Annotated in this window: 16 protein-coding genes; 7 read left to right on the forward strand and 9 right to left on the reverse strand. The window is 70.1% G+C overall.

The features are described 5' to 3' along the window. Nucleotides 1–3: 3 nt before the first annotated feature. Together BLV39_RS00210 and BLV39_RS00215 are read left to right on the forward strand one after the other, a co-directional pair. The gene (locus BLV39_RS00210; protein WP_090785862.1) at nt 4–1,077 is read left to right on the forward strand and encodes an NAD-dependent epimerase/dehydratase family protein; all 1,074 of its coding nucleotides are present in this window, start codon (nt 4–6) and stop codon (nt 1,075–1,077) included. Then, a complete protein-coding gene (locus tag BLV39_RS00215; RefSeq protein ID WP_373315463.1) occupies nt 1,074–1,880 on the forward strand; it encodes a WecB/TagA/CpsF family glycosyltransferase in 807 nt (268 codons plus the stop codon). Before BLV39_RS00210 ends, BLV39_RS00215 begins: the two co-directional genes overlap by 4 nt. Here the strand turns inward: BLV39_RS00215 and BLV39_RS00220 are convergent. Both BLV39_RS00220 and BLV39_RS00225 read right to left on the reverse strand, forming a co-directional pair. After that, a complete protein-coding gene (locus tag BLV39_RS00220) occupies nt 1,877–3,739 on the reverse strand; it encodes a S8 family peptidase (protein ID WP_090785865.1) in 1,863 nt (620 codons plus the stop codon). The two genes, BLV39_RS00215 and BLV39_RS00220, sit on opposite strands and share 4 nt — an antisense overlap. A gap of 185 nt (nt 3,740–3,924) precedes the next feature. After that, nucleotides 3,925–5,799 carry a S8 family peptidase gene (locus tag BLV39_RS00225; RefSeq protein ID WP_090785867.1) on the reverse strand — a complete coding sequence of 625 codons (1,875 nt, stop codon included), beginning with the start codon at nt 5,797–5,799 and terminating at the stop codon, nt 3,925–3,927. A gap of 201 nt (nt 5,800–6,000) precedes the next feature. Between BLV39_RS00225 and BLV39_RS00230 the strand changes: the two genes are divergently transcribed. Further along, the gene (locus BLV39_RS00230) at nt 6,001–6,579 is read left to right on the forward strand and encodes a hypothetical protein (RefSeq protein ID WP_090785869.1); all 579 of its coding nucleotides are present in this window, start codon (nt 6,001–6,003) and stop codon (nt 6,577–6,579) included. Here the strand turns inward: BLV39_RS00230 and BLV39_RS00235 are convergent. From BLV39_RS00235 to BLV39_RS00245, 3 genes are all read right to left on the reverse strand, one after another. Continuing rightward, nucleotides 6,553–6,948, reverse strand: coding sequence for a hypothetical protein (locus BLV39_RS00235; protein WP_090785871.1), 396 nt, complete (start codon nt 6,946–6,948; stop codon nt 6,553–6,555). The two genes, BLV39_RS00230 and BLV39_RS00235, sit on opposite strands and share 27 nt — an antisense overlap. A 165-nt stretch (nt 6,949–7,113) precedes the next feature. Further along, nucleotides 7,114–7,338 carry a DUF397 domain-containing protein gene (locus tag BLV39_RS00240; RefSeq protein ID WP_090785873.1) on the reverse strand — a complete coding sequence of 75 codons (225 nt, stop codon included), beginning with the start codon at nt 7,336–7,338 and terminating at the stop codon, nt 7,114–7,116. Continuing rightward, on the reverse strand, nt 7,302–8,183 hold the full coding sequence (locus BLV39_RS00245) for a helix-turn-helix domain-containing protein (RefSeq protein WP_090785875.1): 882 nt from the start codon (nt 8,181–8,183) through the stop codon (nt 7,302–7,304). Before BLV39_RS00245 ends, BLV39_RS00240 begins: the two co-directional genes overlap by 37 nt. A 345-nt stretch (nt 8,184–8,528) precedes the next feature. On the opposite strand from BLV39_RS00245, the gene BLV39_RS00250 reads away from it, so the two are divergent. Both BLV39_RS00250 and BLV39_RS00255 read left to right on the forward strand, forming a co-directional pair. Then, nucleotides 8,529–8,813, forward strand: a complete 285-nt coding sequence (locus BLV39_RS00250; RefSeq protein ID WP_090785877.1) for a hypothetical protein — start codon at nt 8,529–8,531, stop codon at nt 8,811–8,813. 108 nt (nt 8,814–8,921) lie between these two features. After that, nucleotides 8,922–9,695, forward strand: coding sequence for a hypothetical protein (locus BLV39_RS00255; RefSeq protein ID WP_143049592.1), 774 nt, complete (start codon nt 8,922–8,924; stop codon nt 9,693–9,695). 12 nt (nt 9,696–9,707) lie between these two features. Here the strand turns inward: BLV39_RS00255 and BLV39_RS00260 are convergent, their stop codons facing one another. After that, a complete protein-coding gene (locus tag BLV39_RS00260) occupies nt 9,708–10,715 on the reverse strand; it encodes a PASTA domain-containing protein (protein WP_090785881.1) in 1,008 nt (335 codons plus the stop codon). A gap of 131 nt (nt 10,716–10,846) precedes the next feature. Between BLV39_RS00260 and BLV39_RS00265 the strand changes: the two genes are divergently transcribed. Further along, nucleotides 10,847–11,977 carry a hypothetical protein gene (locus BLV39_RS00265; RefSeq protein ID WP_090785883.1) on the forward strand — a complete coding sequence of 377 codons (1,131 nt, stop codon included), beginning with the start codon at nt 10,847–10,849 and terminating at the stop codon, nt 11,975–11,977. A gap of 72 nt (nt 11,978–12,049) precedes the next feature. Here the strand turns inward: BLV39_RS00265 and BLV39_RS00270 are convergent, their stop codons facing one another. Next, complete coding sequence (locus tag BLV39_RS00270; RefSeq protein ID WP_090785885.1) at nt 12,050–13,528, reverse strand: glutamate-cysteine ligase family protein; 1,479 nt, start codon at nt 13,526–13,528, stop codon at nt 12,050–12,052. Nucleotides 13,529–13,720: 192 nt separating this feature from the next. Then, nucleotides 13,721–14,305, reverse strand: a complete 585-nt coding sequence (locus tag BLV39_RS00275) for a YceI family protein (protein ID WP_090785887.1) — start codon at nt 14,303–14,305, stop codon at nt 13,721–13,723. A gap of 104 nt (nt 14,306–14,409) precedes the next feature. Here BLV39_RS00275 and BLV39_RS00280 point away from each other — a divergent pair, with 104 nt between their 5' ends. Further along, entirely contained in the window at nt 14,410–14,916 is a 507-nt protein-coding gene (locus BLV39_RS00280; protein WP_090785890.1) for a MarR family winged helix-turn-helix transcriptional regulator, read from the forward strand. Between the two features lie 241 nt (nt 14,917–15,157). Here BLV39_RS00280 and BLV39_RS00285 read toward each other — a convergent pair whose 3' ends face one another. Beyond that, nucleotides 15,158–17,680 carry an ATP-binding protein gene (locus BLV39_RS00285; protein ID WP_090785891.1) on the reverse strand — a complete coding sequence of 841 codons (2,523 nt, stop codon included), beginning with the start codon at nt 17,678–17,680 and terminating at the stop codon, nt 15,158–15,160. Between the last annotated feature and the right edge of the window lie 71 nt (nt 17,681–17,751).

Below are 17,751 nucleotides of genomic sequence, written 5' to 3' on the forward strand. Positions count from 1 at the left end.
GGCGTGTCCGTCGCGTTGGTGACCGGTTCCGGAGGCTTGATCGGCTCGGAGGCCACCCGGCACTTCGCCGGCCTGGGTCTCGACGTCGTTGGCATCGACAACGACATGCGGCGCTACTTCTACGGCGAGGACGGCTCTACCGCCTGGAGTGTCGCGAGCCTTGGCAAGGACCTCGGCACCGCCTACACGCACTACGAGACCGATATCCGGGATCGCGCCGGGCTCGAGCAGATCTTCAAGAAGTACGGCTCCGACATCGCTGTGGTAATCCACACCGCCGGCCAGCCCTCGCACGACTGGGCCGCGAAAGAGCCGTTCACCGACTTCGACGTCAACGCCGTCGGCACCCTCAATGTGCTGGAGAACACCCGCGCGCACTCGATCGACGCGCCGTTCATCTTCTGCTCGACCAACAAGGTCTACGGCGACCGGCCCAACAGCCTGCCGCTGGTCGAGCTCGAAACTCGTTATGAAATCGCGCCCGACCACGCCTACGCGGACGGCGTGACCGAGGACATGTCGATCGACGACTCCATGCACTCGATCTTCGGCGTGAGCAAGGTCGCCGGCGACGTGATGGTCCAGGAGTACGGCCGCTACTTCGGCATGAAGACGGCCGCGTTCCGCGGCGGCACGCTGACCGGCCCGGCCCACTCGGCCGCCGAGCTACACGGCTTCCTCGGCTACGTGATGCGCTGCGTGATGGAAGAGCGGGTCTACAACCTCTTCGGCTACAAGGGCAAGATGGTCCGCGACGCCATCCACTCCCACGACGTGCTGACGGCGTTCGAGGCGTTCTTCCGGGCCCCGCGCTCCGGCCAGATCTACAACCTGGGCGGCGGCCGGCACTCCAACACCTCGCACATCGAGGCGTTCGCCCTCGCCAAGGAGATCTCCGGCCGAGAGCCGAAGATCAACTACGTGGAGCAGGCGCGGATGGGCGACCACCAGTGGTGGATCAGCAGCATGGCCCGCTTCCAGGACCACTACCCCGACTGGACGCAGACGTACGACGTGCCCATGATCCTTCGCGAGATCCACGACGCGAACGTCGACCGCTGGGTGCCCGGGTCGTGATCGACAAGGGCCGGCACAGCGTCCTCGGCGTCCTGGTGGACGCCGTCGACTACGAGACCGCGACCGCCCGAGTGATCGAGGCGGCGCACGAACGCCGGCCCATGGCGCTCACCGCGCTGGCCGTGCACGGCGTGATGACCGGCGTGCTCGACCCGCCGCACAACGCCCGACTCAACTCGTTCGACGTGGTCACGCCCGACGGGCAGCCCGTGCGCTGGGGCCTCAACCTGCTGCACGGCACCGGGCTCACCGACCGGGTCTACGGCCCGACGCTGACCCTGCGGGTGCTGGCCCGCTGCGCGGCCGAAGGGTTGCCGGTCTACCTCTACGGCTCGACCGACGAGACGCTCGCCCGCCTGGTCCCGGCGCTGGAGAAGATGTTCCCGGCGCTCAAGTTCGCCGGCCACGAGCAGTCGAAGTTCCGGATGGCCCGGCCCGGCGAGGCCGTCGAGATCGCCGACCGGATCCGCGCGTCCGGCGCCCGGGTCGTGCTCGTCGGGCTCGGCTGCCCGCGGCAGGAGATCTTCGCGTACGCCATGCGCCCGCTGCTCGACATGCCGCAGCTCGCCGTCGGCGCGGCCTTCGACTATCACGCCGGGCTGCTCCGCAAGCCGCCCGAGTGGATGCAGAAGGCCGCCCTGGAGTGGCTCTGGCGACTCGGCCTCGAGCCGCGCCGGCTGTGGCGCCGCTACGTGATCCTCAACCCGGCCTACCTGAGCCGGCTGTTCGCGCAGAAGCTCGGCATGTGGAAAGCGACCCCGCCGCCACCGGCGACGGAGCCGCTCTCCGAGTTCCCTGTCTAGAGCGTCAGCGTCCAGTTGTTGATCTGGCCGGCGTCGCCGGCCAACAGGTCCTGCACCCGCAGCTTCCAGTTCCCGTTCGCCGACTCACCCGACACGTTGACCGTGTAGGTCTTGGTGACGTTGGGGACGGTGTCGTACGGGCTGGCGGCCTTGAGGCGGTACGACGTGCCGTCGGGAGCGACCAGGTCGATCAGCAGGTCACCCCGGAAGCCGTGCACGATGTCGACGGCCACGCCCGACGTCGCCGACGCGTTGCGGTCGCAGCCCAGGATCCAGTTCGAGCTCGTCACCGCGCCACCCCGGTCGGGGATCGCCACGTCGACGCCGTTGCTGTTGGAGCAGCCGCCCGACCCGGCGACGACCGTCAGCGTGTAGGTCGCCGAGCGGGTGCCTGACGTGCCGGTGCCCGTCACCGTCACCGGGTACGTGCCCGGCTCGGTGTCGGCCGAGGTGCTGATGGTCAGCGTCGACGAGCCGCCCGAGGTGACCGTGGCCGGGTTGAAGCCGGCCGTGGCACCGGTCGGCAGGCCGCTCGCGGTCAGCGCGACCGACTGTGTGGGACCGGTGTTGCTGGTGCCGACCGTGACGGTGGTCGAGCCACCGGCCAGGATCGCGCCCGAGGTCGGCGTGGCCGAGAGCCCGAATTCGCTGGCTGGCGGCGCGTCCTTGATGAAGAGCAGCCGGTTCGGCGTGCCGGTGCCGATGTTGGTGATGAGGTCCGGCGTCGAGTTGCTGACCAGGTAGTCGCGGACCTGCTGGTTGTTCCAGGTCGGGTTGGTCGAGAGCACCATCGCGGCCGCTCCCGCGACGTGCGGGCTCGCCATCGACGTGCCGCTGATGGTCTCGCTCGCGGTGTTGCCCGTCGCCCAGGACGAGGTGATGTTGACGCCCGGTCCGAGGATGTCGACGCAGTTGCCGAAGTTCGAGAACGAGGCGGCGCCGTCGTTGATCTGCGTCGCGCCCACCGTGATCGCGTTGGGCGTGCGGGCTGGCGAGTAGTTGCAGGCGTTCTGCCGCCGGCCGAAGAGGTCACCGTTGCCGGCCGCGACCGCGAAGGTGATGCCGGAGTTGATCGCGCCGTTGACCGCCGCGTCGAGCCCGGCGCTGGCTTCGCCACCGAGGCTCATGTTGGCCACCGCGGGCTTGACCGCGTTCTCGGCGACCCATTCGATGCCCCTGATCACCTCGGCGTCGGTGCCGTTGCCCTCGCAGTTGAGCACCCGCACCGCGACGAGCTGGACGCTCTTCGCCACGCCGTAGGTGCTGCCACCGACCGTGCCGGCCACGTGCGTGCCGTGCCCGTGGCAGTCGTCAGCCGTACCACCGTCGACCGCGTCGAACCCGCTCTTGGCCCGCCCACCGAACTCCTGGTGGGTCGTCCGGATGCCGGTGTCGATGATGTAGGCGTGCACGTTGGCCGCGCCGTTCGGGTACGTGTAGGACTGGTTCAGCGGCAGGTTCCGCTGGTCGATCCGGTCCAGCCCCCACGACGGCGGGTTGGCCTGGGTCCCGTACGCCCGCACCGTGTGGTTCTGCTCGACGTAGGCCACGCTCGGATCGGCCGCTATCTTCTTCGCCTGCGCCGCGCTGGCCTTCAACTCGAAGCCGCGTAGGGCGGTGCGGAAGGTGTGGAGCACCGTGCCACCGACCCGGAGCGTCAGCTTCTTGGCCTTGCCGGCGACGGCCGTCGGCGCAACCGCGTTGTCCTTCAGGACGACGATGTAGCTGCCGGCGACGGCGGTCGCCCCGCCCGCCCGATGCACGATTCCGGTCGGGTCCGCGGCGGCCGCGGGCGCTGCGAACGCGACCACAGTCATGGCGCTCACCGCGACCAGAATGGACTTGCGTGGGAGTCTCATCTCCCGTTCTCCCCTCCTGTCCGCAGACTGGCCGCCCCGTTTGTGACATGGCTGTCCGCAGACCGATGCTGAGGCTATGCGGCAGAGGAAGACATGAACAGATGTCTGTTAGTCAAGATCGGGCAACTCTCGGCCAAAGAAAAGCGGCCCCGGCCGCCGGAGCCGCTTTCCCTTGTGCGCGGGTATTAGAGGGTCAACGTCCAGGTGTTGATGTAGCCGGTGTCGGCGCTGTAGACGTCACGCACCCGAAGTTGCCAGTTGCCATTGGCGGATTCACCGGACAGGTTGACGGTGTACGTCGCGTTGACGTTGTCGGCACTGTCCAGCGAACTGCTGTTCTTCAGGCGGAACGCGGTGCCGTCCGGAGCCACCAGGTCGATGACCAGGTCGCCGCGGTACGTGTGGACGATGTTGACGGCCACGGTCGACGAGCTTGACGGAGCCCGCCCGCAACCGGAGACGGCGATCGTACTGGCCACATTGGAGTTGTTGTCCGGGATGGCCACGTCAGTTCCGTTGGTGCCCGAGCAGCCACCACCCGTGCCACCTGTCACCGTGAGCGAGTAGGTCGCGGTCCGCGCGCCGGCGGCGCCCGTGCCCGTGACCGTCACGGCGTAGGTCCCCGACGGTGTCGAGGCCGAGGTGGTGATGGTCAGCGTCGACGAGCCACCCGACGTGACGGAGGTTGGGCTGAAGCTCGCCGTCGCGCCGGACGGGAGGCCGCTCGCGGAGAACGAGACGGACTGCGCCGAGCCGGACGTGGTGGCGGTGCTGACCGTCGTGCTCGCCGCGCTGCCCGCGGTCACCGAACCGGCGGCCGGTGACACCGAGACGCCGAAGTCGTTGGCCGGCGGTGTGCCGTCGTTGACCACGAAGAGCAGCCGGTTCGGGGTCCCGGTGCCGGGGTTGGTCACGACGTTGGGTGTCGAGTTGTTGACCAGGTAGTCGCGTACCTGTTGGTTGCTCCAGCCGGGGTTTGCCGAGAGCACGAGGGCGGCAGCTCCGGCGACGTGCGGGGTCGCCATCGACGTACCGCTGATGGTGTTCGTCGCGGTGTTGCTCGTCGACCAGGCCGAGGTGATGTTGACGCCCGGTCCGAGGATGTCGACGCACGTGCCGAAGTTCGAGAACGAGGCCGCGGCGTCGTTGTTCTGGGTGGCGCCGACGGTGATGGCGTTGGGCACCCGGGCCGGCGAGTAGTTGCAGGCGTTCTGCCGCTGGCCGAGGGCGTTGCCGTTGCCTGCCGCGATCGCGAACGTGACACCTGAGTTGATCGCACTGTTCACGGCGTTGTCGATGGCGGTGTTCGCGCCGCCGCCGAGGCTCATGTTGGCCACCGCGGGCTTGATCGCGTTGGCGGTCACCCAGTCGATGCCGCCGACCACCTGCGCGTTGGTGCCGCTGCCCTGACAGTTGAGCACCCGCACCGCGACCAACTGCACGCCCTTGGCCACGCCGTACGCGCCGCCGCCGACCGTGCCGGCCACGTGGGTGCCGTGCCCGTTGCAGTCGTCGGCCGCACCGCCGTCCACGGCGTCGAAGCCGCTGGTCGCCCGCCCACCGAAGTCCTGGTGGGTGGTCCGGATGCCGGTGTCGACGATGTACGCGTGCACGTTCGACGCCGTGTTCGGGTACGTGTAGGACTGGTTCAGCGGCAGGTTCCGCTGGTCGATCCGGTCCAGCCCCCACGACGGCGGGTTGGTCTGCGTGCCGAACGCGTGCACCGTGTGGTTCTGCTCGACGTACGCGACGTTCGGGTTGGCCGCGATCCTCTTCGCCTGCGCCGCGCTGGCCTTCAACTCGAAGCCACGCAGAGCGGTGCGGTACGTGCGCACCACACTGCCACCGTGCCGGCCGGCGAGGGTCGCCGCGTTGCTGTCGACCGAGGCCCGGGCGACCGCGGTGTCCTTGAACACCACGATGTAGCTGTCGGCCACGGCGGTGTCGCCGCCGACGTGCAGGACCGTTCCACTCGGTTCGGCGGCGGCCGCCGGCGAGGTGAACGCGAACGCGGTCAGGGCACCTACCCCGACCAGGATGAACTTGCGCGGGAGACTCATCTCCCTCCTCCCCTCCGATCGGCGGACCGGCCGTCTCGCTCGTGGCGAGATATCGGCGTTCACCGATCGATGGTGAGGTTATTCGGCTTGGGGCGAAGTAGACAGATGTCGAATTTTGCTGGCCCCTACGGGGCGCTTCTGCGGGTCGGCCCCGGGTGCGGCCCGGATGTGCGCGATCCGCTGATCGGCGAGCCTCTAGGCATGGGGACCGAACTGGCGCTGACCGCCACCATCGCGACCGCCGCGCTCGCCGCGGCCGGACTCGTCGACCTACTACCGCGGGCCACCACCGCCGCCGTCCTGCGCCGCCGGGCCGCCCGCCTCCAGCTTCTGGTCGGCACGCTGCTCGCGGTGCTGGCCGGCATCGGTCTGGCCGGGCTGGCCGGCTACGGCGACCTGGTGCCGGCGGTCGTGCCGTTCGCGGTGCCGGCGCTGGCCGTCGCCTTCGTCTCGATGCGCCGGCTCGGCCGGGTGCGCCGCGGCGCCGCCGCGTTCGCGACGGCGCCGCACACTCCCACGCCGCCCGGGCTGCGTGCCACCGCGGCGCACCCGTTGCTCGCGCTGCCGATCCAGATCACCGCGCTGGCGGGCGTCGCGGCCGTGTTGGCCGCGGCCGGCCTGGTCGCGCTGACGGTCCCGGCCGTGCTCGGCGCGGTGTTGACCGCGGCCGGCCTGGTCGTCGCCGGCATCGGTGTGCGGGACGCCCTGCGGCACAGCCGCCTCGCCGAGGGTGCGGTGGCGCGGCCCGAGCGCCTAGCGCGGCCGGTTGGCGTCCTGTAGGTAGAGCAACTCGAGGATCGACCGGGCGGCCTCGAACCAGCGGTCCAGCCAGCCGGCGGTCGGGATGCTGCCCTTCGGCGGCAACTCCAACAGCAGGCCCCGCAGCAGCGGGTGGTCGGCGATCAGCGCTTCCTGCTCGGTGCTCCACTGTGGCTGGTAGACGGCCTCCAGGGCGGGCAGCCCCGGCCGGTCCGCGGCGCCGTTGCCACTGTTGAGATCCGCCGGAAGCCCCTGGCGCACCACCCGGTCCGGCTCGCGATCCGCCGGCGCCTCGATGGTCAGGGCCGCCTCGCGCCGGGTCTTGCGGTACGGCCCGGTGAACCGCTCCTGCGCCGCCGAACCGTTTCCGAGGTTGTCGGGCATGGTCATTCGTCTGTCGCCTGCCTGCTCGTTCGGACTAACCCGCTCGGCGGGTTGACCTGGCATTTGCCGTGTCTTCTGGTACAACGACCCGGCGCGGCGACAGCGACGGGCCCTTCGACGAAAGCAGGCGCCCTCCGGGGCGGAGGGCGCCTGTCTTTGGGGCTTGGGGCACTACAGGTCGAACTCGCCGTCCTTGGCACCGCCGACGAACGCGTCCCACTCGTCGATGGTGAACAGCAAGGCCGGTCCGGTCGGGTTCTTCGAATCCCGGACGGCAACCGCATCCGGTACGAAGGCGACCTCGACGCAGTTGTCGCAGTTGGGCCCGCTACGGGTGCTCTTCTGCCAGACCGCGCCGGTCAGATCGACATGAAACCCCTTGGTCGCGCCTTCCACAGTGGCTCCTTAGCTAGCTTGGCGATGTAGGCGACCGACTCCTCGGGGCGGAGTGCGGCCGCACGGATGTGGTCGAAGATGAAGACGTACTTCCGCAACTCATCGCTCTTCTCGATGAAGAGGCCCCCGGTGGCGTTCTCCGCGTAGACCACTTCAGGGTCACTCGGTTCGGGGAACTCCAGAATCGCGAACGTGCCGTCCATGCCGGCATGAGCACCTGCCTCGAAGGGCAGGATCTGCAAGGTCACATTTGGGGACTCTGCCGCCTTCACAAGCCTTTCCAGTTGGGCCCGCATGACGGCATCACCACCTACAGGCCGGCTCACCACAGCTTCATCAAGAACGAACCACAGGTCGATCGGGTCGTCCTCTTTCAATAACGATTGACGAGCGCGACGGACACTCACCCGTTTGTCTACATCTTCGGCGGTGAAGTCCGGCCGCGCAGCGCGGATCATGGCTTTCGCATAGTCCTCGGTCTGCAGCAGACCGGGCACCACTTGGTGTTCGTACGCGCGGATCGAATGGGCCGCCGCTTCGAGCCCGACATAGGCGCCGGCCAGCACCGCACCGTACGGATGCCACCAGCCTTTCTGTCTCGCCTCGCGGGCGATCTGCACGAGCTCTTCGCACTCCGGGCCGGTGATGCCATAGATGGCGAGCATGTCCCGGACGTCGCGCGGGGTCGCGGAGGTGTGGCCGGTCTCGATGCGCGAGATCTTCGACGCGGAGCATTCGAGCCGCTCAGCGACACCGTCGATGGTGACGCCCGCCCCCTCTCGACGGCGGCGTAGCTCGGCGCCTAGTCGCCGACGGCGGATGGTCGGGCTCCGGCGCTCGGTCACCGGGTCACCTCCGGACAGGTGCGGAAAGACGTTGGCGTCCGCACCCGCCGCGGGAACGGACCAAATCGGACGAACGCGGCGAGCTGCGCGAAATGCAACGGTCGCTGGGTGATACGGCTTCAGTCTGACGCGCTAATCGGTTGGACATCAAGGACCATTGCGGCCGCAAGTGGCCACGAAAGCACTACCAAAGTGCAACTTGCATTGATCATGTTGTTGGTGCACTCTCTACGTATGCCACGGGTTACTCAGCGTTTCTGAAAGATCAGTTCTCCCCGACGGCCTTTCTTGAGTCCTCCCCGATTCTGAGTTACCTCGATCAACGGCTTCGGAACAGGAGTTGATGTGCTTCCTCGCTCCGGTGACGTCCTGCACGTGACGCGCGCGGCGAGCGTCCAGTTCATCGACCCGCTTCTCTTCCGCGTAATCCGCGTCCACGACTGGCCGACCTACGACGGCTGGGTCTGGCTCGACGGCTACGAGCTCAACGCGGCAGGCGACGCGGTCGAGCGGCGCTCGATCTTCGTGCAGGTCAGCGGCCTACGCCAGTTGCGCTCGCCAAACGACCTACGCAACGCGCCACGCCGCATCGGCGTCCAGGCGATGCCGCTCGCGGCGCGCGCGGGCTGACCGTTCCGCGTTCCCGTGATGCACGGGCCTTCCCGGCTCTAGACTCGACATACCCACCGAAAAGTTCTGCCCGGGCGTGACCAGGACCCCTATTCCTGGGGGTCACCCATGGTCAAGCCACCGGCGCGACCGCTGATCCGCTGTGCCCCAGTGTGTCTCGCGGCCGCCGCGTTCCTAATCGGCGGCGTCGCGCTACCGGGCGTCGCCCTACCCGGCGCCGCGCTGGCCGCACGCGGCGCGGCGTTCGCCGAGCCGGCCGGGCTGCCGGGCGTGCCCGGGATCCCGTCCGTCGTCATGCCCGACGTGCCAGGGTTGGCTCCTGGGCTGTCCCTTTCCGAGGGTCTGCTGCCCGGCATCGTTCTGCCGACCCCGGTGTGGCGACACCTGGACCCGTTGCGCGCGCCGACCGCCATGCCCGGGATCGGCGGCATCGCCCAGCCGGGTGACCCGGACGGGTGGTTCGACCGCCCGGACGATCCCGCGGCGCCCGAAGAGCCGGCACCCGACGAGGAGGAGCCGGACGTACGGCCTCCCGCCGTGCCGGAGGTGCCCGCCCCACCGGTGGAGCCGATGCGACCGACCATCGCTCCGCCGCCGCCACCTACCGCCGCCGCACCCCGTCCCGCACCGGCCAGTCCGGCGGCGCCACGGCCGTCACGCACTCCGAAGGCCACCCCGTCGCCAGCCGACACCAGGGGTCTGGACGAGCTCTTCCCCGACCGCCCGTCGACCGACACGCCCGAGGCCGGCGCACCGCACGGCTCAGCGGGCAAGGCGGAGCCGGTGGGCTACGGCCCCCCACTGATCTACTCAGGAATCGCCGGCATGCTCATCTCAGCGATCGGCATCGGCGTAGTCCTCAACCGCCGACGCGGCTGGTGACCCTCCGGGCCGTCAGGGACCAGGCGGAACGCTCGGTGTGACGGTGGGTGTCGGCGTTGGCGTGGCGGTCGGAGTGGGCGCACCGGACGAGACGTCCAGGGTGACCGTGGACCCCGGTTGCACCTGGGTACCCGGGCCGGGATCGGAGTCCACCACGGTGCCGGTCGGACGGTCGGACTCGACGAAGTTAAGCCGAGCGCCCAGCCCAAGCTCCGCCAGGCGCTGCACGGCCGCGTCCTGGGTCAACCCTTCCAGGATCGGCACGGCAACCGCCGCCGGCGTCGTAGGAGTCGGAGATGGCGACCTGCTAGTCGGCGCCGCGCTGGTAGGTGCGGGTGTGGTCGCGGCCGGCGTGGTGCGGCTCGGCTCCGGCGTAGGGCTGCCGTCGCCACGCAGAATCAGCCAGAGACCGAAGGCGAGAACACCGAGCAGGATCAACGCGATGATGCCGATCAGGATCGGCATCCACCACCGCCGCCCATCGGGTGGCCCGGGCTGCCAGTTGTCCGGCGGTCCGTCGTCAGGCGGCCCACCCGGCCCGCCGGGCTGCGGTATGCCAGCGCGGCCGGCCCAAGCCCGATCCACCGGCGGCGTGGCGTTGCGCGGACCGTTCTGCTGGATCTGGGTGGTCCGGTCGTCGTCGCGGGGCCGATCACCACGGTCAGCCGCCGAGATCTGAGTCGTGCGGTCGTTGGCGCTCGCCCGCTCGATGCGGGCCGTGCGGTCCGGATCCTCCGGGAGCCGCTGGGTCGCGTCATGCCCATTCGAGGGCAACGCCTGCTGGTTCGCATCGGGCCTGTCCTGGGTCGCCGCCTGCTGCGTCGCGTCAGGCTCGGCCGGCGGTGGCACCCGCTGCGTGGCGTCGGGCTCACTCGGGGGCGTCACCCGTTGGGTTCGCTCCGCATCGTCGGGGTCCTCGTCGCGGATCGGGTCGAACGGCGCTGTCTGGTCGAGCGGCTGGTCGGGGTCGTTCGAGCCGGAGCCGTCCCGCGCACGCGGGTCTTCGGGCTGGTCGGCCATCCTCGATCCCTTCGCTGCCTGGAAGATCCGGACCGACCCTAGCCTGCCCGGGTGGATCACGCTCCGTACGAGCCGGCCCCGGGGGCCAGCAAGACTCGCCCGCGTCGCGGGCGGACGCTACGCTGCCCGGCATGGCCGTACGAGGCTGGGGAGGATCGATCGCTGCGGCGATCGGTATTGCTGCCTGCGCTGGTGCCGCGCAGCTCGGTCTCGGCTACGGCCTGGGCATCATCACCTGGCTGCCGGCGTCCGACCGGGTCGGCGAGGCGGCCTGGGCCGCCAGCCTGTCGTGGGCCGCGTGGATCGCCGCGACCTCGACGGTCGCGGGCGCGATCGGAGCGCAGCGGCTCACTGAAGCCGCCGACACCGACGATGACGAGCCACCAGGCGCCACGTTCCTCGGCCGCATCTCGCTGGTCGTCGCCGCCGCGGTCGGTGCGCTGGTCACCGTCGCACTGGTGGCCGTGCCGGCCCGCGCCGCGGTCCGCGCCGACACGTTCTCGCCGCAGACGATCGCCGCCGGCTACGCGGTGATCGGCGTTCTGCTCGGCCTGGTCTTCGCGACCTGGTCCCTGTCGTCGCGTGCGGCGGCGAGCAATGTCATCGCGACGGTTGGCTGGCTCTGGTTGCTCGCTGTGGTCTCGGTGACCGAGGGGGTGGTCTCGGGCGGCGACCAGCCGCCGGCCCAACTCGGCGTCTGGCAGATCACCACCGGCAGCGACGCCTTCTGGTTCCGGGACTATCTCTACTGGCCCGGCGCGGCGCTCGCACTCGGCGCGGCGTTCGTGATCGGTGCCCTGGTCGCCCGCCGCCCGGCCCGCGACCCCTTGCACCGGGTCGGCGCCGCGGTGTCCGGCATCGCGGGTCCGCTCGTGGTGGCGTCCGCCTACTTCCTGGCCGCGCCGCGGCTGTCCGGCATCCGTGCCGAGCAGGTCTCGGCGCATCTGCTGGCGCCTTATGCGGTGCTGGCCGGCCTAGCCGGCTCGGTCCTCGTCACCACCCTGGCGCAGCGCGCCGACCGGTCCCTGGTGACGGTGCCGACACAGCGCGCGCACACCGACGACCCAACCCGCGAGCCCGCCACCGCCACCGCCAACGTCGCACGGCCGGAGCCGACGACCGGCGGCGACGGCACGGAGACCGCACGCGCCACTCCATTGTGGCCAGAGGGCACCGCACCCGGCGAGACCCTGACGCCCAAGCCCGAACGCAAGCGCCGCTTCGGCCGCCGCAACAGCAGCGACGCCGAAGACAACGCTTAGGGCGCGGCCCTGGCCATCAACGCGGCCTGCGACGGGCCCAGCCGCCTCGGCTCACGCCAGGCAGGACACGCGCTAGTCGATCGGCCAGGTGTGCACGGGATCGTTGGTGCGCTGTAGCTCCGCGTAACGATCGAGCATGTGGTGCAGCGCCGTGGTGCGGTCCAGTCCACGCTTGCGTTCCGCTGCCCGCACCATCGCCGTCTGCCAGGCCGCGCCGTTCTGGCCGGTGCGGCAGCGTTCGGCGATGATGCCCAGCAACCGGTCGCGGAAGTGCGGTGCGACACCGAAGCGGTCCAGCCCCGCCGCCGCCCGTGGCAGCAACACCTCGGGCACCAGGTCCGCGATCCGCACCTCGCCGTGCCGGGGCCAGTAGACCCGGGCATCGAGGCCGCGCCGGGCCGCGGCGTGGAAGTTCTCCTCCGCCTTGGTGAACGGCAATTGGCTCCAAATCGGACGGTCTGCCTCGGCGAGATCGCGGACGAGTCCGAAGTAGAAGGCCGCGTTGGCCAACATGTCGATCACAGTGGGGCCGGCGGGCAGGACGCGGTTCTCGACCCGCAGGTGCGGCCGACCATTGTGGATGTCGTACACGGGCCGGTTCCACCGGTAGATCGTGCCGTTGTGCAGCCGCAGCTCACCCAGGTGTGGCACGCCGCCGCTGTGTAGGACCTCGACCGGGTCCTCGTCGTCGGTGATCGGCAGCAGCGGTGGGAAATAGCGCACGTTCTCCTCGAACAGGTCGAAGATCGAGGTGATCCACCGTTCGCCGAACCACACGCGAGGCCGTACCCCCTGTGATTTCAGCTCGTCCGGCCGGGTGTCCGTGGCCTGCTCGAACAGCGCGATGCGGGTCTCGGCCCAGAGCTGTTTCCCATAGAGATAGGGCGAGTTGGCCCCGATGCCGACCTGGATGCCGGCGATCGACTGCGCGGCGTTCCAGTAGTCAGCGAACGTGTCCGGCGAGACCTGCAGGTGGAACTGCACGCTGGTGCACGCCGACTCGGGCGCGATCGAGTCGGTGAAGGTCTGTAACCGTTCCACACCACGGATGTCGAGCCCGATGTCCTCACCGCGGGCCGCGACGATCTGCTCGTTGAGCGCCCAGTAGCGCTCGTTGCTGGAGAGGTTGGCGAGCACCAGGTGGCGCGGGGTGAGGGTGGGCAGGATGCCGATCAGCACGATCGTCGCGTCGGCCTTGTTGGCCCGGTCTTCCGCGCGGCCAAGGCTGGCCTGGATGTCGTGCTGGTAGTCGGCGAACCCGTCGCCCTCGATCAGCCGCGGTCGGGCGTTGAGCTCGAGGTTGAACAGACCGAGCTCGGTCTGGAACGTCGGATCCGCGAGGCTGGCCAGGATTTCCGCGTTGCGCATGGCTGGCTCGGCGTCTTTGTCGACCAGGTTGAGCTCGATCTCCAGACCCGTCGTCGGCCGCTCGGCGTCGAACTCGAAGTCATCGAGCATCAGCGCGAAGACATCGAGACATCGCCGGACTTTCTGCCGATAGCGGACGCGGTCCTCGCGGGAGAAAAAAACCGGCGACACATCCTTGCCCATGTGTGCCCTCCCCGGCGCACGGCCCCGTATGAGTGGCGAGTGGACCCTTCACGGTAGGAGGGCCGAGGCCGCTCGGCCAGAGTCAAACCAGATACTTATCACCCTTTGTAAGCGGATCAAAGCGTTCAGTCCACCATACGTCAAGGCCCCGGCAGCCAGTGATCGCTGCCGGGGCCTTGAAAGAGGCGGTTGTCACGCCTGGCGAACAGCTTCGCCCTCGAGCTCGATGCGGACCTTCTTGCCCACCAGAACGCCACCGGTCTCCAGGTTGACGTTCCAGGTCAGGCCGAACTCCTCGCGGTCGATCTCGGTGTGCGCCGAGAAGCCGAAGATGTCCATGCCGTACGGGTTGCGCCCGGCACCCTCGAACTCGACCTTGAGCTCGACCTTGCGGGTGACGCCGCGGATGGTCAGCTCACCAGGGAGCACGAACTCCGTGCCGTTGACCTTCGTCACGCCACCGAGGCTCTGGAACTCGATGGTCGGGAACTCCTCGGACTTGAGGAAGTCGGGGCTGCGGAGGTGGGCGTCACGGTCAGCGACACCAGTGGTGATGCTGGCGGTCTTGATGGTGGCCGAGACGCTGGACTCGGTCGGGTCCTCGGCGACCGTAATGGTCGCGGCGGCCTCGTCGAAGTGACCGCGAACCTTCGCGACCATCATGTGACGGGCAACGAAACCGACCAACTTGTGCGCGGGGTCGAGTTCGTACGTGCCGGGGGCCGGGATGGTCACGCCGTTCCAGACGCGGGTGTTGTTGGTAGCGGTGTCGCTCATCGCGGGGGTGCTCCTTCAAGAGTCAGCGGTTTGCCTGATCAGTTGATGAAGCAACTATATCGTCAGCAATATTCCGCGTGTCAAGGACTGCTATAGTAGGCCTCGTGAGTGAGCTGCACGACGACCCCCGGATCACCGCGATCGGGCTGCTCGCCGAGGCCTTTACCGGGCTCTCGGCGCGGTTCGACGCGCATCTGGCCGGCCACAAGCTGTCCGGGGTCGAGTTCGAGGTGCTGATGCGCCTGGCGCGCTCGTCGGGGCACGAGTTGCGAATGACCGATCTCGCCGCCCAGACCTCGCTCTCTACCAGCGGCGTTACCCGCGTCGTCGACCGCATGGAGCGCGACGGCCTGCTCCGTCGTCGAGCCTGCCCTACGGACCGCCGCAGTTCCTATGCCGGTGTGACGACCGCCGGTATGACACGGCTCACCGAGACGTTGCCGGGCCATCTTGAGCTCATCGACCAGTGGTTCACCACCCAACTGGCACCCGAGGAGCTCGAGCAGTTCCTCGACTACGTGCGGCGGATCCGCGACGCGGTCAACCCCTGCGCCACGGCCGGGGCCGACCGCAATCCCGAGTCCGAGTCGCCCGACGCGGTCAGCGCCTGAGGTTCGTCCGGGTTACCGGCAGAAAGACCGGCAGAACCGTTCGCGTCTTATCGCCAAAAGCCACATTTGGTACGCCGGGCGCTTGACCCCCGATACGGTACTCACGAACAACGATCCACGGGGGCAAGGCGTAAGCGCTACGGGGGCGCGACGCGGATGTTCCGAAGGTCCGTCGGGGGGCGGGCCAGTCCGCGTCGAGCGGGGGTGGAAGGCAGCCGGTGCTGACCGATTGGGAGGGCGGTCAGCGCCGGCTGTCTTCATGTTCGGCCTGCGCCCGCTCCGCCGGCAGCAATGTGATTCCGCCTTCTTTGCAGACCGCCTCGAGCCGCATGGCCACCGCGGCGCGGCTGGCCGTGTCGTCCGTCGCCGATGCCAGCCCCACCAGTGCCTCTGCCACGTCCCGCAGGTCCCGCCCGCCGGCGAACGACTGCACCGCGACGCCGAACCACTCCGCCGCCAGCACCCGGTCGCCCCGCTTGGCCGCCAGCGTCGCCTCGATCATCGCGCTCGGGCCCTGCACGTCGTTGACCGGCGCGTCACCGATGCCCGGATCCGCACCGACCGCGGCTTCGCGCAGTTGCGCCAGCACCGCGAACGCGTCATCGGGCCGGTCGGCCAGAGCGAGCGAGAGCCCGATCGTGCCCAGCACGCGTGCGCGATGGCCGGGGTCGCCGAGCCGCTCCAGCGCCACGATCGCCCGCCGGCCCATCTTCACGGCGTCCTCGTAACGGCCGTCGAGTCGGTTGACCTCGGCGACGTTGGCCAGCGCCAGCGCACGCAGCCGGTCATCGCCACACTGGGCGGCCAGCCGGTCCACCGCGGCCATCCGCCGCCGGGCCGCGGCCAGCTCGCCGGCCCGGATCTCGTGCCAGGCCAGGTTGCTCTGAGCCACCGCCATGTCCCGGGTGCGCCCGGTGCGGGTGGCCAGCGCCAACGCCGCCGCACCGTGCCGGCGCGCCTCGTCGTAGCCACCCGTCGACATCCACAACCCCGAGAGTTGGTTGCGCGCGGCCAGCTCGCCGGAGACGTCGCCCTGCTCACGGAAGGTCTCCAGCGCGGCCTCGGCGGCCGGCAACTCGGTCGGGCCGGCGCTGTGCTCGGCGGCGAGCTGGGCCACGCCGAGCTGCGCCCAGGCCCGCAGGACTGAGTCGGCACTGGCCGTACGCGGGTCGTCGAGCAGCCGGCGCAGCCACTGCCGCCCAGCCGCGTCCCGGCCCCGGAACCGCCACCAGCGCGGCAGGTTCGCGGCCAACAGCAGTGCGGTGTGTGGGTCGTCGATCGCCGAATGGGCCAGCGCACCCCACAGGTCGCTGGTCAGCTCGTCGAGCCGGGCCACCGCGCCGGGCAGGCTGCCGCCGGCGAGCTCGGGCGCCACCCGCGCGGCGAACCGGGCCATCACCAACGCGTGCCGGCGGCGGATCGCGGCCAGCTCGCCCTCGGCCGCGGCCTGCTCCTCGGCATAGTCGCGGACCACGTCGAGCAGGCGGAACCGCATCGAGCCGGCGCCCCGCATGCCGAGCAGGCCGAGCGCGACGAGCCGGTCCAGCAGCGGCACCGGGTCACCGTCGAGGGGGCCACCGGGAGCGTCGGGGTCGGCCAGCATGGCCTCGCCCAGCTCGACCGACCAGCGGTTACGGAAGGGCGAGAGCCGGCGTACCGCCACCTGCTCCTCGGGTTCGAGCAGTCGGTAGCTGGCCGCGACCGCGTCACGCAGGCTCACGGCGACCGCCTGGTACGCACCGCTCTCCGGGCCGGCGAGGTCGAGCAGCCGGTGCCCGTAGCGGTCGAGGATCTGGTTCATGTCGAGCACGCGGCCGCGGGCGGCGGCGAGCTCGATGGCCAGCGGCAGCCCACCCAGCCGGCGGACCAGCCGGACCAGCGCACCGACCTCGCCCGGCTCGAGCGGGTCCCGCCGCACCCGGCGCAGCCGGTCGAGGAAGAGCGCCACTGAAGGGAACCGCGACACGGCGGCCAGGTCGAGGTCGTCGGTCGGCGGCACCTCCAACGGGACCACCGGCCAGACCCGCTCACCGGGCAGGCCGATCGGGTGCCGACCGGTGGCCAGGATGCGCAGCGACGGCGCCACGCTGGCCAGCCGGTGCAGGGCCTCGGCAACAGCACCCGGCGCCCGCTCGACCGCGTCGACCAGCAGCAGACTCGGTGCGCCGGCCAACCGTCCGGCCAACTCGTCGGCCCGGGCCACACCCAGCACGGTCGCCGCCGCGGTCAGCACGTCGCTCTCGGTCGAACCCTCGGTGATCAGGATGCCCGCGACGCCGGCCGGGTGGCGTTCCTTGACCCGTTCGATCACGGCGAGCGCGACGCTGGTCTTGCCGACGCCGGCGAGCCCGACCAGGGTGACCAGCCCGTCGCCACGCAGCAGGGTCAGCGCCACCTCGGCGACGTCGAGGTCGCGACCGACGAGCTGACCGGGCGGCGGCAACCCGCGACCACGGGCGGTCGAGATCGACGCCGACGCGAGCGAGGTCATCGCCGGCGGCTCCTCGGGCGCGGGCCCCGTCGGCGTGCCGCGTGCGACCGCCAGGAACTCGACGCGGGCGGCGCCGGCCAGGTTGAGCGCGGTGGCCAACAGGTCGACGGTGGTGCGCTGGGGCCGGGACGCCCGACCGCGCTCGAGGTCGCGAACGGTCCGGACACCGATGCCGGCCCGGGACGCGAGCTCGTTCTGGGTCAGACCGGCTTCCTGACGGCGGGCTTTGAGCAGGGCGTCGAAACCCTGGTCAGCGCCGTGATCCGCGGTCATGGCCAGGAAGGTTACGCAGCGCGGGCCCGAACCGGGAGCACAACGTCGCGTCACTGACCGGTTAACGCCCG

The organism is Asanoa ishikariensis (genome assembly GCF_900107455.1).
Lineage (GTDB): Bacteria > Actinomycetota > Actinomycetes > Mycobacteriales > Micromonosporaceae > Asanoa > Asanoa ishikariensis.

Coding starts and splice junctions, on each gene's coding strand:
- BLV39_RS00260 (WP_090785881.1), bottom strand. CDS start 10,715: ATGGCCGACCAGCCCGAAGACCCGCGTGCGCGGGACGGCTCCGGCTCG.
- BLV39_RS00255 (WP_143049592.1), top strand. CDS start 8,922: ATGGTCAAGCCACCGGCGCGACCGCTGATCCGCTGTGCCCCAGTGTGT.
- BLV39_RS00270 (WP_090785885.1), bottom strand. CDS start 13,528: ATGGGCAAGGATGTGTCGCCGGTTTTTTTCTCCCGCGAGGACCGCGTC.
- BLV39_RS00235 (WP_090785871.1), bottom strand. CDS start 6,948: ATGACCATGCCCGACAACCTCGGAAACGGTTCGGCGGCGCAGGAGCGG.
- BLV39_RS00225 (WP_090785867.1), bottom strand. CDS start 5,799: ATGAGTCTCCCGCGCAAGTTCATCCTGGTCGGGGTAGGTGCCCTGACC.
- BLV39_RS00275 (WP_090785887.1), bottom strand. CDS start 14,305: ATGAGCGACACCGCTACCAACAACACCCGCGTCTGGAACGGCGTGACC.
- BLV39_RS00220 (WP_090785865.1), bottom strand. CDS start 3,739: ATGAGACTCCCACGCAAGTCCATTCTGGTCGCGGTGAGCGCCATGACT.
- BLV39_RS00265 (WP_090785883.1), top strand. CDS start 10,847: ATGGCCGTACGAGGCTGGGGAGGATCGATCGCTGCGGCGATCGGTATT.
- BLV39_RS00285 (WP_090785891.1), bottom strand. CDS start 17,680: ATGACCGCGGATCACGGCGCTGACCAGGGTTTCGACGCCCTGCTCAAA.
- BLV39_RS00230 (WP_090785869.1), top strand. CDS start 6,001: ATGGGGACCGAACTGGCGCTGACCGCCACCATCGCGACCGCCGCGCTC.